Source organism: Thalassotalea hakodatensis (assembly GCF_030295995.1).
Lineage (GTDB): Bacteria > Pseudomonadota > Gammaproteobacteria > Enterobacterales > Alteromonadaceae > Thalassotalea_C > Thalassotalea_C hakodatensis.
Genome location: NZ_AP027365.1, coordinates 3383164 through 3398093, shown reverse-complemented (window position 1 = coordinate 3398093; position 14930 = coordinate 3383164). Strand labels below are relative to the sequence as shown.

The following is a 14930-nucleotide window of genomic DNA, read 5'->3' as shown; positions in this document are numbered from 1 at the left end:
TTCTTCTTGTCTACACATCTTGTGTTGGTTACTTATCGTTAAAATTAAACATCTTGTCGCACTTTGATACAATTGCGAAAAAATGCACTTGTCGAAAGCTTCACTACGTAATAATGTTATGGTGATAAAAATATAACGATAAATTTACAAATGTTAGTTAATAACATTTTTTGTTCAGGAACCTCACATGCAAAAATTTATACCTTCGGTATTAGTTGCTGCTATTTCAGTGTCTTTGACGGCGTGTATTCAGTCAGAAAAACAAGATGAAAAAGTAGAGATTAATAAAAATCCATATCCGAGCACTTATCAAGTGCTTCCTCAGCAAACAACCATTATTCGCAATGCTACCGTATTAACGGGCACTGGAGAGCGTTTAGATAATGCAGATGTACTCATGCTTGATGGGAAAATTAGCCAAGTAGGTGCTTCGCTTTCTGCAGATGGTGCTGTCATTATCGATGCGAAAGGTAAATGGGTAACACCTGGTGTTATCGATGTACATTCGCACTTGGGGGTATATCCAAGCCCTTCAGCTGAGTCACATTCTGACGGCAACGAAGCAACACAACCAAATACCTCTGAAGTATGGGCTGAACACAGTGTTTGGCCGCAAGATCCTGGTTTTAATAGGGCTCGTGCAGGTGGTATTACGACCTTACAAATTTTACCAGGTTCGGCAAATTTATTTGGTGGGCGAGGGGTTACCTTACGTAATGTACCTAGTCACACTATGCAAGGGATGAAATTTCCAGATGCGCCTTATGGTTTAAAAATGGCTTGTGGTGAAAATCCAAAACGTGTTTACGGTTCGAAAAAAGTTTCCCCTGCCACACGAATGGGTAACATGGCTGGTTACCGTATGGCTTGGGCCGAGGCCGTAGAATATAAACGCGCATGGGATAAATATGAAGCAGACTATGCTGAAGGTAAAAACTCAGAAGCACCCGCTAGAGATATTGAACTTGATACGCTAAAAGGTGTGCTTGATGGCGAGATAAAAATTCATAACCATTGCTACAAAGCGGAAGAAATGGCGATGATGATCGATCTCTCAAAAGAGTTTGGTTACCACGCAGGTACATTCCACCATGCTATAGAAGCTTACAAGATTGCGGATACACTTGCTGAGAATGGTAATTGTGCAGCAATGTGGCCAGATTGGTGGGGCTTTAAAATGGAAGCTTACGACATGATCCAAGAAAATGTTGCCGTGGTTGATAGTAAAGCCAATTCGTGTGCGGTTGTACATTCAGATTCAGCGACTACCATTCAACGTTTAAACCAAGAAGCCGGTAAAGTGATGTATCGTGCCAATGAAAATGGCTTTGATATTAAGCCAAAAGATGCGATCACTTGGATCACCGCCAATGCAGCAAAATCACTTGGTATTGAAGATAAAACAGGTAGTTTAGCATCAGGTAAGAGTGCTGATGTGGTGATCTGGAATAGCAACCCGTTTAGTGTTTATGCCCAAGCGGAACAAGTATTTATTGATGGCGCAAAGGTTTATGACCGTTTTGATGATAAATATCAAGCCGTTAGTGATTTTTCATTAGGCCAGCAGTAAGGAGAATGACCATGAAATTATTTAAAGCTTCGTTATTAACGTTAGCACTTACTAGCACTGCCTCAGCATATGCAGAGAGCATTGCTGTAACTAACGCAACGATTCATACCATGACAGAACAAGGAGTGTTAACGAACGCTACTGTTGTTTTTGATGAAGGAGTGATCACTGCGATTAATCCTGAAACTGTTAATGCTGATACCTCTATAGATGCTGGCGGTAAAACACTGACACCAGGATTTATCGGTTCAATGAACCAGCTTGGTTTAGTTGAAGTATCGGCGGTGTCTAGCACGCGCGATTCTAGCGAGAAAAAAGCAAACATAACCTTTGATGCTAGTGCGGCATTTAACCCGAAATCTACGGTTATTCCTTATACACGAAAAGGTGGAATTACAACCAATATATCGGTTCCTCGTGGTGGCGATGATATGTTTAAAGGCCAGGCATTCTTCGCTGACTTATCGGGTGAATTTGATAGCATACGTATGACTGATGTTGCCGTCATTGTTGACTTAGGTGCAAAGCGTAAAGGCTCTCGTGCCATGGAAATTCAAAAACTTCGTCATAAATTACAAGATACGAAAGAGGCATTATCGAAAGCGAAAAAGGATAAAAAAGACGCGAAAAAGCCAAAGCGTGCCGACCAAGCAATTAATGCGTTATTAGCCGGTGAAAAACCGATGATAGCCTATGTTGATCGTGCAACAGATATTCTCGCTTTACTCGCGCTTAAAAAAGAGTTTTCGCTCGATTTAGTGATTGCGGGTGCTGGTGATGCCGTTAGTGTTGCTGATGAAATTGCGCAGGCAGAAGTGCCGGTTATTATGGGGGCAATTAACAACTTGCCTAGCTTTGATGCACTGCACCGCACTTTAGCAAGTGCAAGTACTTTGTTTGATGCTGGTGTTAATGTTGCTTATTCGGTAAGTGGTGATACACATAATCTATACATGCTTCGTTTTGATGCGGGAATTTCTGTAGCAAACGGCGTTTCAAAAGAAAATGCTTTAAAAGCAGTCACGGCTAACGTTGCAGATGCGTTCAATATTGATGCTGGTCGTATTGCGGTTGGGAAAAAAGCAGACCTAGTATTATGGAGCGGTGACCCATTTGAATTAAGCACACGTGTTGAACAAATGTGGATTGATGGTGTAGAAACATCTACATTGAGCCGTCAAGACGCACTACGTGATCGTTACACGGCTGAAACGAATATGCCTAGAGCATACGTGAAGTAATTAGTGTTATACGTGTGCTAACTGCCACGTAATATATTATTAAGGCCAGACAAATTTGTCTGGCTTTTTTTGTATGCACTGAATACTTTTATACTTTCTTCCATTCTATGCTTTGATACACTTAAACTTTAACACTTAATTAGGTATATCTTGTGAGCCTTACGCTTTTAAAATCAACTGACTACGCAAGCATTAGCCAACAACAACTTGCTAACGAACACGCTATATTACTGATTGAACATCCTTTGTGTCAGGCAAAAGTCAGTGTTTATGGTGGTCATGTACTTAGTTGGCAGCCAACCAATCAACGTCCCGTTCTTTGGTTAAGTGATAAAGCTGAATATCAAGCAGGAAAAGCGATTAGAGGGGGGATTCCTATTTGTTGGCCATGGTTCGGGCCCTTGATAGATGAACAAGGCAATAATCTAGGAAATCATGGCTTTGCACGAACCAGTGATTGGCAAGTAAGCTCTTGTTCGATTACTCAAGAAGCTATTACGCTAGTGTTAAGTATTAAAGGAGAAAATAGACATTCAGCGTGGCAACACTCGTTTGAGGTTGAACAAACCCTAATTTTTTCAAAAGGTTTATATCAGCAATTATCGATCAAAAATACCGGAGAGTTACCGTTAAAATTTGGCCATGCCTTACATAGCTATTTTGCTGTTAGCAATCCTAAAAATGTGCATCTTCCTCAGCTTAAAGGAGTACATTTTGATGATAAAATTACTGGCAAGAAACAACAAATAGACGAGTTAGTGAATTGTGTGGGCCCACTTGATCGTATTTATTATGATAATACTGAGCAGTTGATCAAAGACACCGGTTGGCAACGTACCATAAAAGTAACCAGTAATGATTGCCAACAATGGGTTGTTTGGAATCCAGGTAGAGAGATAGCGGCGACCATGGCAGATGTACATCAAGGTGGTGAAACTGAATATGTCTGCCTCGAGGCAGCAAACACTCAGTGGGTGTCAATTGAGGCTGGCCAATCTCAGGCGGTAAGCCAACAGATAGAAATTATTTAACGTATTCAGTACGATTTCGACCTTTAGATTTCGCTTGATAAAGCGCGGTATCAGCTAGCTGTATTAAGTTATCGAGTGATTGATTACCACTGTTTTTATGGCAAAGGCCAAAACTTATTGTGATGTTAAATGATTGACTCATACTTGAATGACTAAAGGCGTTATTTGCAATGCTTTCGCGCATGCGTTCAATAATTTCAATCGCTTGTTCTGATGAGATATCGGGGAGGATCATAACAAATTCTTCTCCTCCCCAGCGGCCACAGATATCTTCATTTCGTAAACAAGCTTCAAGTTTGCGGGCAACTTCTTGCAAAGCAGCATCACCAACAACGTGACCATATTGATCATTTATTTCTTTGAAATGGTCAATATCGGCGATCACCACACAAATATTATCGTGCTCGCAAGATAACTCTTCGTATTTCCATGTTAAGTAACTGCGATTAGGAAGCTTAGTGAGAAAGTCTGTTTCTGAACTCTCAACTAATCTTTTTTTGAAATAATCAACAACGCCAATGAAGATTGAATATAACACGATAATAATCAGTAAAAATATACCGATTCGAGTCAAAAATAGTGTCCAGTATTCTTGTTGTTCAGAAGCGGGTGGCGAAATGATAAACATACGCCAATTTAAAGCAGGTAAAGGCATTTGAGAAATTACTCTGTTACCATCGGAGTAAGCAATAATTGAATTAGCAAGTTGTTTTCCACCGTTTTTTATCATCTGTTGATACCAGTCAAGATCGTTAACATGAACGATTTCGTCTTGACGGTGGTGGCTTTCAGTTTTCATTAAATGATTAGATGATAGTGTTACTTCATTTTGTTCGTTTACAAAAATTAATTCAAAGCCGAAGCGCTCTCTATATTCAGAAAAAGCTTCAGCAAAATGGTCGAGATCTATCGCAACACCGGCAAAACCGAGAAACTCATCTTGTGCGTTAAACAGCTTAATATCAAAAAATAGGTGCGGATCTTCAGCTTTACCTATGTCAGCAAACTGCGTGTATTCTTGCGCTTTTAAACGGTGATACCATTCTGCTTTATCGCTTGATAAAGAAAGTACTTCGCCGTTAGAGTCAATATCAATATCATGCTTTTCAAGTGCAAGAAAAGTAACAACATTATGCCTTATAGACATGGTGCGTAAATAAGTCAGTAAACGGTTCTTACTGACTTGCTCTTGATCAATTAAATCAATTAATAAAGGGTCATTAGCAATAAAAAATGCAGTATTCAGCGGTCGAATAATTTCAGTGTTAACGATTGAAAATAACGGGATAATTGATTGATATTGGTTTTTGTTATAACTGTTTATCACCTCTTTAAAAGTGAAATAAGAAGTGAGTAATAAAGTGATAATGGTAAATAAGAATAGTGCAGACAAGTATCTTTCAAATTTGCGCATAAACTTCATGGCGGTTGTTAACTCATATTACACGTAAATGTTGATTAATTAAGTATTGAGTAAATGCGGTTTTCAAATAAAAACCTCTAGGTAAGGTCATAAATGGTTTTCCTTCATAGTCATATGCTTTTGTTTTCGCGCTGCTGTTGGCAGCTTTTGGCCTTAATTGTAACACTTGACCATGTTTACCATTAATTTTTTCGACTTCCCCTAACACTATCATATCGGTGAGTTCTTGCCAGTCTTGTGCCATTAACTGTTCTTCGTAATCACTCGGACACCATAAAAAAGGTGTGCATACAATACGTTCAGCCACAGGAATTTCTCGCTCAGCAATAACAGGAACCCACAATACTTTGGTTAGTTTATGCTTTAAATGACTATTTTGCCATGTATTACCAACTAAACCTGTGAGTGGGGCAACGCAAACAAAGGTAGTTTCTAAAGGTTTTGCTTGTTGATTGATTGGAATAGATTTTAGCTCAATGCCTAATTCAGTAAAGTCGGGTTCAGGTTTTGAACCCGCACTAGCGCCTAATGCATGTTCTAATAGCAAACCCACCCAACCTTTTTCTTTAGTCAAATTTGAAGGTACTGCAATACCATATTGTTGAGCAATTTCACCTAATGATAGCCCTGCAATACGTTGGGCACGTGCAAGTAATTCTTCTTCTGTTTTTGGGGGATTAGGTTTTTGCATAATAATAAGTGTCATTTATTTACTTATTATTATCTGAAAGAGCAGCAATTGCCGCAAGACATATCTGGAAATTTAACATTCGTTGATTTTTCTATTTGCTCATCGAACTTTATTGTGGAAGAATCAGTTTATAGTGAAATTTTTCTAGGAAGTCCTGTGATAGATGCCGAAGGCTATCGAGCCAATGTCGGCATAGTTATAATTAATGACAGGGGACAAGTATTTTGGGCACGACGTTTTGGTCAGCATTCATGGCAATTTCCTCAGGGGGGAGTTGATGAAGGCGAAACACCAGAGCAAACCATGTATCGTGAGTTATATGAAGAAGTCGGTTTAAAGCCAGAACATGTTAAGTTGATGGCTACGACAAAACATTGGTTGCGTTATAAGTTACCCAAGCGCTTGATCCGACATGAAAGCAAACCTGTTTGTATAGGTCAAAAACAGAAGTGGTTTTTACTCAAACTCACTGCGAAAGAGTCTGCGGTTGAGTTAGAGCACTCAAATCACCCTGAGTTTGACGATTGGCGCTGGGTAAGTTATTGGTACCCTGTAAGGCAAGTAGTTGCATTTAAACGAGACGTTTATCGTAAAGTGATGAAAGAATTCTCTAACACAACGTTTGCAATTCCTCGTCGAAAGCGTCGAAATTAGTTATAACTATGTATGAATTGAAATAGCTCACTTTTGATCCAGTGGGCTATTTTTCTTTTTAGGGGTATTATTTGTTCGTATATTTTGTCGGTGGCGTTAATGGCTGATTGGAGTAATACCCAGCAATGCCCATTCATAACCGTAGGAGTATAAGCGTTTCAGATGTTAACCAGTTTACGTAAAATAGTACTGGAGTTTAGCCAAGATAGTGCACTTGATAGTGCGCTAACGCGTATTGTCACGCAAATAAAAACGGTGATGCGCACTGACTGTTGCTCAATATATTTGGCGGATCATCAAAAACAACACTTTATTTTAATGGCCACTGATGGTCTTGCTCAAGAGTCGTTAGGACAAACAACATTAGGCTTTAGCGAAGGGCTTATTGGTTTGGTTGCCCAACGTGAAGAACCTCTAAATATCGCTAATGCTCGTCAACACCCGCATTTTGTGCATGCTCCAGCCGTGAAAGAAGATAAGTTCAATGCTTTTTTAGGCACACCCATTATTCATCAACGCAAAGTGTTAGGCGTTATTTCTATTCAACAAGAACAAGCACGCTATTTTACAGAAACGGAAGAAGCCTTTATTGTTACTCTTGCTGCACAAATTGCCACCGCAATAGCCAGTGCAGAAGCAACAGATATACTGACTAAGCAGCAAGGCAATAGCCAATGGGTTTCCTCAATTAAAGGGGTTGCAGGCTCTTCAGGTGTTGCGATGGCACCCATCTTTTCGATGCAACCTAATATTGAACTTCGTAGTGTCTCTTTGAAGCAAACTCATGATGTAGTTCACGAGCAGCAACGTTTTTTGAAGGCTGTTAAGTCAACGCGTGCTGACTTTGAACGGATGACGAAAGAGCTTGCTCGTAGCATTGCAGATAATAGCTTAGATATCTTTGATATGTATAAACAGCTATTGGATAACGCAAATCTTGGTAAAGAAGTCAGTGAAAAAATCGCTCAAGGTTGGACTGCTGAAAGTGCTCTAAGGCTAGTAATAGACGGTTACGTAGTTCAGTTTGAGGGTTTAGATGATGATTATCTTCGAGAGCGTGCGAGTGATATTAAAGACTTAGGTAATCGTATTTTATACAACTTAAAGGTATTAAACACAACCGTACAAGCGGTGCCTGAATCCTTTATTTTAGTGGCAGAAGATGTGACTGCAGCGTTAGTTGCTGAATATCAGCATTTGGGATTAAAAGGCATTGTTTCCCTGCAAGGTTCAAATAATTCACATGCTGCCATTCTAGCACGAGCATTAGCAATTCCTGCTGTAATGGGAGTAAACCGTATCCCATTAGAGAAAATTGACCAATCAATGTGCATTATTGATGGCTATACTGGTGAACTTTTCGTTGCGCCCAATGATGCGCTCATAAGAGAATATGAGCATTTAATTGCTGAAGAAACAGCGCTTACCGCTAAAGTAAAAGAAGTTGAAGGTTTACCTGCTGAAACGCCAGATGGTAAAACGATAGCTGTGTTATTAAATGCAGGCTTATCTTCAGGATTTGAACATACTAAAACGACTGGTGTTGATGGTATTGGCTTATATCGCACTGAAATTCCGTTTATGAATAAAAGCTGCTTTCCTTCTGAGGTTGAGCAAACAGTATTATATCAGCAAGTTTTACAAGCTTTCTCTGGGCAAGTAGTCACCATGCGTACGTTAGATGTAGGTGGTGATAAAGCTTTACCTTATTTTCCTATCATTGAAGATAACCCATTTCTTGGCTGGCGAGGTATTCGTATTACCCTTGATCATCCTGAAATATTTTTATTGCAAGTGCGAGCTATGTTACGCGCTAACGCTAACATTGGTAATTTAGAAATTATGTTACCGATGATTTCGAGCATAGTGGAGGTTGATGAAGCAATACGATTGATTAATCAGGCTTATTATGAGCTCTCTGCTGAGCTTGAGTTTGAACAAGGTAAATCATTACCTAAACCTAAAATAGGTATTATGATTGAAGTACCCAGTGTTATTTTTCAATTAGGTGAACTAGCACAGAAGGTGGACTTTTTTTCTGTCGGCAGCAATGATTTAACACAATATTTACTCGCGGTTGATCGAAATAATGCACGTGTTGCAAATTTATATAATTCATATCATCCATCGGTGTTAAAAGCATTAAATATGATAGCTCAAGAATCTCAGCGTTTTATGGTACCATTAAGCTTGTGTGGAGAATTAGCAAGTGAACCAGCCGGCGCTTTATTATTGCTCGCAATGGGCTATGATAAAATAAGTATGAACTCACATAATGTTGCACGAATAACATGGGTTATTCGTCATGTAGAGTATAAAACTGCAAAAGCAATATTATCAAAAGCTCTTACTTTTTCCGATACCCAACAGGTTATTGATTACCTTAATGAACAACTTGAACTATTGAACTTGGGTGGTTTTGTTCGCGCTGGTATGTAGTCTTGCTTTTATTGTTGTTTTCTTCGTTGCCTTCGTGCCTATTATTGGAAATCAAACATGTTTATAAATGTCGTTATTTCTTGTGCTTTATTAGGATGTATTGCAGGCTTTCTAGCAGGATTACTTGGCATAGGTGGTGGCTTAGTCATTGTACCTGCCTTGGTGTATTTATTGCCGTTACTAGGTGTAAATGCAGAGTTAGTGATGCCTATCGCTATCGCAACATCTTTAGCATCAATTGTTTTTACTTCTGCATCAGCAAGCTTTGCTCATCATAAAAATAGTAACATTCCTTGGCCGCTGGCCAGACAACTTATGGTAATGATAGCTTTAGGCGCCATATCAGGAGCCTATGTGGCTGATTCACTTTCTACAGAGGTTTTAACCTATATTTTTGCTACTGCGGTTATTATTTTGGCCTCTTACATGTTGTTTTCTATAAAAGTACAAAAGAGCAAACCTTTACCTGGTGATCATACTATTCGTGCTATGGGGTTCGGTACTGGATGCATTTCTAGCATGATGGGTATAGCCGGTGGTGCTATATTAGTGCCTTTATTAAGTTATTATTCGGTGTCTATCCGTCATGCTATTGGCACAGCAACGGTATGTGGTTTAGTGGTAGCTTTATTTGGCGCCGCGGGCTTTATCATCACGGGGTTAGATCAACCAAATTTACCGCATTGGAGTTTAGGTTATATTTATTTACCTGCTTTGTTAGGTATTGTATTAACGTCTTCATTATTTGCGCCTTATGGGGTGAGGCTAGCGGGTAAATTACCCGTTCGTTATTTACAACGAATGTTTGCTGGCTTTTTAATTCTCGTGGCGATAAGAATGATTTTTCGTTAAAAAATAGCGTACAATCTCCATAAATAGTGGAACATTAACTAGAGTCATAAACAGTCATGAAACAATATTTAGCGTTATGTAAAAACATTATCGAACAAGGGCAGTGGGTAACGAATGAGCGCACAGGTAAAAAGTGCTTAACGTTGATCAACGCAGATTTAGAGTACGATGTGGCTGGTAATAAATTTCCGCTAATTACAACACGAAAAAGTTTTTATAAAGCCGCCATCGCTGAATTGCTTGGTTATTTACGTGGTTACAGTAATGCTGCACAATTTCGTGAAATAGGCTGTAACACCTGGAACGCCAATGCAAATGATAATGACGCCTGGTTGAATAACCCTTATCGCAAAGGTGAAGATGATATGGGTAGGGTTTATGGTGTGCAAGGACGTGCATGGCAAAAGCCTGACGGTACCCCGTTAGATCAGCTTAAAAAAGTGGTTGATAACCTTGCTAACGGTATTGATGATCGTGGTGAAATTATTACCTTTTATAATCCTGGAGAATTTGATTTAGGTTGTTTACGCCCTTGTATGCATACTCACACCTTTTCTTTGTTAGGTGATACGCTTTATTTAACCAGTTACCAACGTTCGTGCGATGTGCCGCTGGGTTTAAATTTCAATCAAGTTCAAGTATTTACCTTTTTAGCGTTAATGGCACAAATTACTGGTCATAAACCTGGTAAGGCTTACCATAAAATAGTCAATGCGCATATTTATGAAGATCAACTGCCGTTACTACGTGACGTACAATTAACCAGAGAACCGTTTGCTTCACCGCAGCTTGAAATTAATCCTGATATTAAATCGTTAAAAGATTTGGAAACATGGGTAACAACGGACGACTTTACGGTTAAAGGCTATCAACATCATGAAGCCATTGCTTATCCTTTTAGTGTTTAGCGGTTAAACGCCCTCTATTTCTCATTCCTTTCACTGAAAATACAATGTTGGCGATACATAAGGCATTTTAATGCGCTAAATGCCTAGCCAACATTTATACAAGCTTTTTACAATGTTTTTAAATTGCCACCTTTAATTGTCCATTCTACCTTTGACCCTATCTTCTGAATATGGATTACCGTATTGATTTCTGATGATGAGAAACCAGTATTGCAATCAAGTGTATGAAGATTTTTCTGTCAGATTTCATATTAAATGTTTTTCAGGAGATAAGAGCAGCTGACTTGAGTTTACGGTATTCAAAACTACTAATGTCGGCTTAATTAACCGCTCATTCTCATGGTGAGATTGAGCAAATTAACAACCCAGTGTTATTTATTAGACAATGCTGGATACATGGAGCGTAATATTATGCGTGAATTAAACGTAAATGAAATTGAAAAAGTAGATGGCGGTGTTAGAGGTTTAGGTTGGGGAGCGGTTGGTGCATATTTATATGAGTCAGTAGGCGGAGCAAAAGGAATTAATGATCATCTTAGGAAATCTTGGGCTTCAGCTTCAGCAAGCGCCCGTTATTATTACCGTAAGTTGTTCTAGTAGATTAACCCTTCAACTTAAAATTGAGGGGATTAATAGAATAAGGTGTTTGAATATTTAGTATCTCTTTGTATGTTGATTTTAGCCGTGTACTTCGATGAGAAAGTTACCGTTTTAAGAAAAGCAGATATTGTGTTTTTTTCTTATATATTGGGAGTCTTGCTAAGTTTTATTGCCGCTCTATTTTTGCCTTTTGCATATTCTTTTTTTTAAGAAGGGCAGTTGATTGCTTTAAAAAGATCATATGGAATTATTATCGGCTTATTTTTATTCAATTAGAGACTTAAAATTAGTACGGTTAATGATATACAGAAAATGAGTATTAGTTTTACCAGCGGCAGTGCAGGTATGGTATTCAAACAACTTTAAATCTAATCGACAATGTATTCACAATTTTGACAACAGAAGTAATAATGAATAGTACACAAACCAAGAACTCATTGACGAGTTTATTTAATACATCACTTTGGTTATTAGTTTTATTAATTTTAACGCCAACTGTACTTAGTATTTTTTTTGATGTTTATTTTGGTATCCAACAAGGGGATAACTATTCTCCTGAAGCTTTTTATGATTGGGTTAATAGTATTCCTGTTTTATTAAAATTGTCGCTAATGGCATCATTAATAAATATATACATCTTGGTTAAGGCAACAAATGAAAACAATTGGACGAAACGATTAGATTACTGGGCTGTTCATTCAATTAATCGCCAAGAGTTAATGAAATGGTTAGCTGTTGTTTTTATTTTTGTGTGTGTATCAACATTACTGGGTGTTGTACTAAATCTAACAACTGAAAATTTTATGCTTGATGTGCAAGCCGCTAATAATAGTTTAGCTATGTTTGTGCTTATTATCGCCACTACTTCTTTTGTTTCCCCCATTATTGAAGAGTTAATCTTTCGTGGTTGGTTTTATAGCAAAATAAAGCAGACTAAACTAGGGGATATTGGAGCATTAGTCATTACAACGTTTATCTTTACTGCTATTCATACGCAATATGACAATGTGTCCACTTTAATTTATATTTTCTTTTTAGGTTTATTGTTAGGCTTTGTTCGTTATAAAACCCAAAATACTAGCTATACGATTGTAATTCATATATTGCTTAATAGTTTGGTTATCATTGAATTATTTTACTTTTAATTATCTTACTCTTTCACTAGGGGGTGTTGATCTTTCGAGATTAAATGTTGTTGAACCCAAAGGGCAGCGTTTTTTGTCATTTATACGTCGTTATTGCTTTTTCATGTGGAATAACCACACGTTAATCGCAATGCCTTGTCTAAATACTATTAAACTGCTGCAAAAATAAACGTGAAAAATCAACAGGCACTAAGTCACTTTGTTTAAAACATGAAAACATCACTTGAACAAAAGTTAGGGCGATTTCTTAGGAGGCTTTGTGAAATACACATTTGATTTTAGAGGTGAAAAGTATACCTTACTATGTCCACTTCCCTTAAACTGAGACAGACATAATTAGAGTTTTCTGTAATGATTAATGCAGGAGACGACTATGAAAAAATCACGCTATACAGAATCTCAGATCATCGCAGTATTAAAAGAAGTTGATGCTGGTAGAAAAGTCGAGGAAGTGTGCCGTCAACACGGTATCAGTAGTGCAACCTATTACAACTGGAAGTCCAAATACGGTGGGATGGAAGCCTCTGACGTCAAACGGTTGAAGGAGCTGGAAGAAGAAAACGCCAAGCTTAAAAAGATGTTTGCGGATGTCAGTCTAGAAAATCATGCGATTAAGGAGCTTTTCGCAAAAAAGGGCTGGTGACAGCGGATAAACGAGAATGCGTCAGCGTAATGGTTGGTGCGGGGCTAAGTATCGTAAGGGCTTGTCTGTTTGTTGGCATTGGCCGTTCGACCTTTTATCGCCCTGAACGAGACTGGCGTAAAGCAGATGCTGCTGTCATTGATGCTATCAATGCCGTACTTGAAAAGTCGCCACGAGCAGGCTTCTGGAAGTGTTTTGGCCGAATGCGCTTCAAAGGCTTTCCGTTCAACCATAAGCGCGTTTATCGCGTGTATTGCCAGATGGGGTTGAATCTAAAACGAAGAACTAAACGTGTGCTACCCAAGCGAATTGCTCAGCCTTTAGAAGTGCAGGAGCAAGCCAACCACCAATGGGCGCTCGATTTTATGCATGACACATTGTATTGCGGTAAACGATTCAGAACGTTGAATGTGGTGGACGAAGGAACGCGAGAGTGCCTCGCTATAGAAGTGGACACCTCGTTGCCCGCTGGCCGTGTAGTTCGCGTGTTAGAGCAGTTAAAAGATGAGCGTGGGTTGCCCAAACAGTTGCGTGTAGACAATGGCCCAGAACTTATCTCTGCGACACTAACAGATTGGTGTGAGATCCATAATATTGAACTGATATATATCCAGCCAGGTAAGCCACAGCAAAATGGCTTTGTTGAACGCTTTAACGGTTCATTCCGCAGAGAGTTTCTTGATGCCTACTTGTTTGAGAATCTCAGCCAAGTGCGAGATATGGCTTGGTTCTGGCGATTGGATTATAACGAAGAAAGAACACATGAGAGTCTGGGTAACCTGCCGCCGGCAGCTTACCGAGAAAAACTGGAAAATTCTAATTTAGAACTGTGTCATTAATGGGGAAGTGGACAACTAAATTTTTGGTTTAGCGATGTTTCTATTATTCTACTATGTCGCGGTAAAGAAATATTTAGAGTGAATCGCGATAATAACATCATAAAAATAAAAGAAAAATTTTCAATTATGACAGATGATGGTGAACTAGTTATCGATACAACTTCAAAAATGTTTAAGGTAGAAATCAAAATAACTGATGATGAAAATAATGTAATTCCTATGGAAAAATCAACAATCAGTATATTCAACTTTTTAAGAAGTATTAATGTATCTTGGGATTTATCGTTTAAGAATAAGTGGGCGCTCATTGGCTTTATTGCCGAATTGTTTGGCGTTTTTCTCGCAATTTGGTTATTTCGAGAGGGTGATTTTATTGAAGGCTACCTGGTTTTATTATTTTCCATTATTGGTCTTGTGAAGTTCACACCTAAACGTTTGAGAAGTTAACGGGGCGGCTCTAACAGTAAGTATTAACAGGTCTTGAAATATACTGCCAGCACCATGTAGCCATTGCTTACCCTTTTAGTGTTTAGCGGTTAAACGTTCTCTATTTCTCATTCATTTGACTGAAGATACAATGTTGACAATATATGAGGCATTTTAATGCGCTAAATGCCTAGCCAACATTTATACAAGCTTTTTACAATGTTTTTAAATTGCCACCTTTAGTTGTCCATTCTACCTTTGACTCTATCTTCTGAATATGGATTACCGTACTGATTTCTGATGATGAGAAACCAGTATTGCAATCAAGTGTATGAAGATTTTTCTGTCAGATTTCATATTAAATGTTTTTCAGGAAATAAAAGCGGCTGCCTTTAGTGAACGTTCGCGTAAGAAAGTAAAGTCTGCCTTATTAATCGCTCGTATTCATAGTGAGGTTGAGCGAATTAA

At 38.5% G+C, this 14930-nt stretch carries 13 protein-coding genes; 11 read left to right on the top strand and 2 right to left on the bottom strand.

Features of this window, described 5'->3' with window-relative positions; translation table 11 throughout:
• The first annotated feature begins 187 nt into the window (after positions 1-187).
• From QUE72_RS15080 to QUE72_RS15070, 3 genes are all read left to right on the top strand, one after another.
• Positions 188-1570 (top strand): amidohydrolase, encoded by a 1383-nt coding sequence (locus QUE72_RS15080; RefSeq protein WP_286269891.1) that lies wholly within the window; start codon positions 188-190, stop codon positions 1568-1570.
• A gap of 11 nt (positions 1571-1581) precedes the next feature.
• Entirely contained in the window at positions 1582-2811 is a 1230-nt protein-coding gene (locus tag QUE72_RS15075) for an amidohydrolase family protein (protein WP_286269890.1), read from the top strand.
• A 152-nt stretch (positions 2812-2963) separates the two neighbouring features.
• Positions 2964-3842: a D-hexose-6-phosphate mutarotase gene (locus tag QUE72_RS15070; protein ID WP_286269889.1), complete on the top strand. Its 879-nt coding sequence runs from the start codon at positions 2964-2966 to the stop codon at positions 3840-3842.
• On the opposite strand, the gene QUE72_RS15065 is transcribed toward QUE72_RS15070, so the two are convergent.
• Positions 3835-5256: a GGDEF domain-containing protein gene (locus QUE72_RS15065; protein WP_286269888.1), complete on the bottom strand. Its 1422-nt coding sequence runs from the start codon at positions 5254-5256 to the stop codon at positions 3835-3837. The two genes, QUE72_RS15070 and QUE72_RS15065, sit on opposite strands and share 8 nt — an antisense overlap.
• A gap of 22 nt (positions 5257-5278) precedes the next feature.
• Entirely contained in the window at positions 5279-5956 is a 678-nt protein-coding gene (gene mutH, locus QUE72_RS15060) for a DNA mismatch repair endonuclease MutH (protein WP_074498521.1), read from the bottom strand.
• Positions 5957-6112: 156 nt separating this feature from the next.
• Between mutH and rppH the strand changes: the two genes are divergently transcribed.
• From rppH to QUE72_RS15020, 8 genes are all read left to right on the top strand, one after another.
• The gene (rppH, locus tag QUE72_RS15055; protein ID WP_074498522.1) at positions 6113-6610 is read left to right on the top strand and encodes an RNA pyrophosphohydrolase; all 498 of its coding nucleotides are present in this window, start codon (positions 6113-6115) and stop codon (positions 6608-6610) included.
• Between the two features lie 162 nt (positions 6611-6772).
• A complete protein-coding gene (gene ptsP / locus QUE72_RS15050) occupies positions 6773-9049 on the top strand; it encodes a phosphoenolpyruvate--protein phosphotransferase (RefSeq protein WP_286269886.1) in 2277 nt (758 codons plus the stop codon).
• 57 nt (positions 9050-9106) lie between these two features.
• On the top strand, positions 9107-9901 hold the full coding sequence (locus QUE72_RS15045; protein WP_074498516.1) for a sulfite exporter TauE/SafE family protein: 795 nt from the start codon (positions 9107-9109) through the stop codon (positions 9899-9901).
• 56 nt (positions 9902-9957) lie between these two features.
• Positions 9958-10809 carry a thymidylate synthase gene (locus QUE72_RS15040; RefSeq protein ID WP_074498517.1) on the top strand — a complete coding sequence of 284 codons (852 nt, stop codon included), beginning with the start codon at positions 9958-9960 and terminating at the stop codon, positions 10807-10809.
• Positions 10810-11157: 348 nt separating this feature from the next.
• The gene (locus QUE72_RS15035; RefSeq protein ID WP_286269885.1) at positions 11158-11406 is read left to right on the top strand and encodes a hypothetical protein; all 249 of its coding nucleotides are present in this window, start codon (positions 11158-11160) and stop codon (positions 11404-11406) included.
• Positions 11407-11819: 413 nt separating this feature from the next.
• Complete coding sequence (locus QUE72_RS15030) at positions 11820-12554, top strand: CPBP family intramembrane glutamic endopeptidase (protein ID WP_286269883.1); 735 nt, start codon at positions 11820-11822, stop codon at positions 12552-12554.
• 373 nt (positions 12555-12927) lie between these two features.
• Positions 12928-14036, top strand: a protein-coding gene (locus QUE72_RS15025; RefSeq protein ID WP_286272943.1) for an IS3 family transposase whose coding sequence is annotated in 2 segments (ribosomal slippage) — positions 12928-13177 and positions 13177-14036 — 1110 coding nt in all. Because the reading frame shifts where the segments join, the coding sequence is not laid out codon by codon here.
• A gap of 78 nt (positions 14037-14114) precedes the next feature.
• A complete protein-coding gene (locus QUE72_RS15020) occupies positions 14115-14483 on the top strand; it encodes a hypothetical protein (protein WP_286269881.1) in 369 nt (122 codons plus the stop codon).
• The last annotated feature ends 447 nt before the right edge of the window (positions 14484-14930 follow it).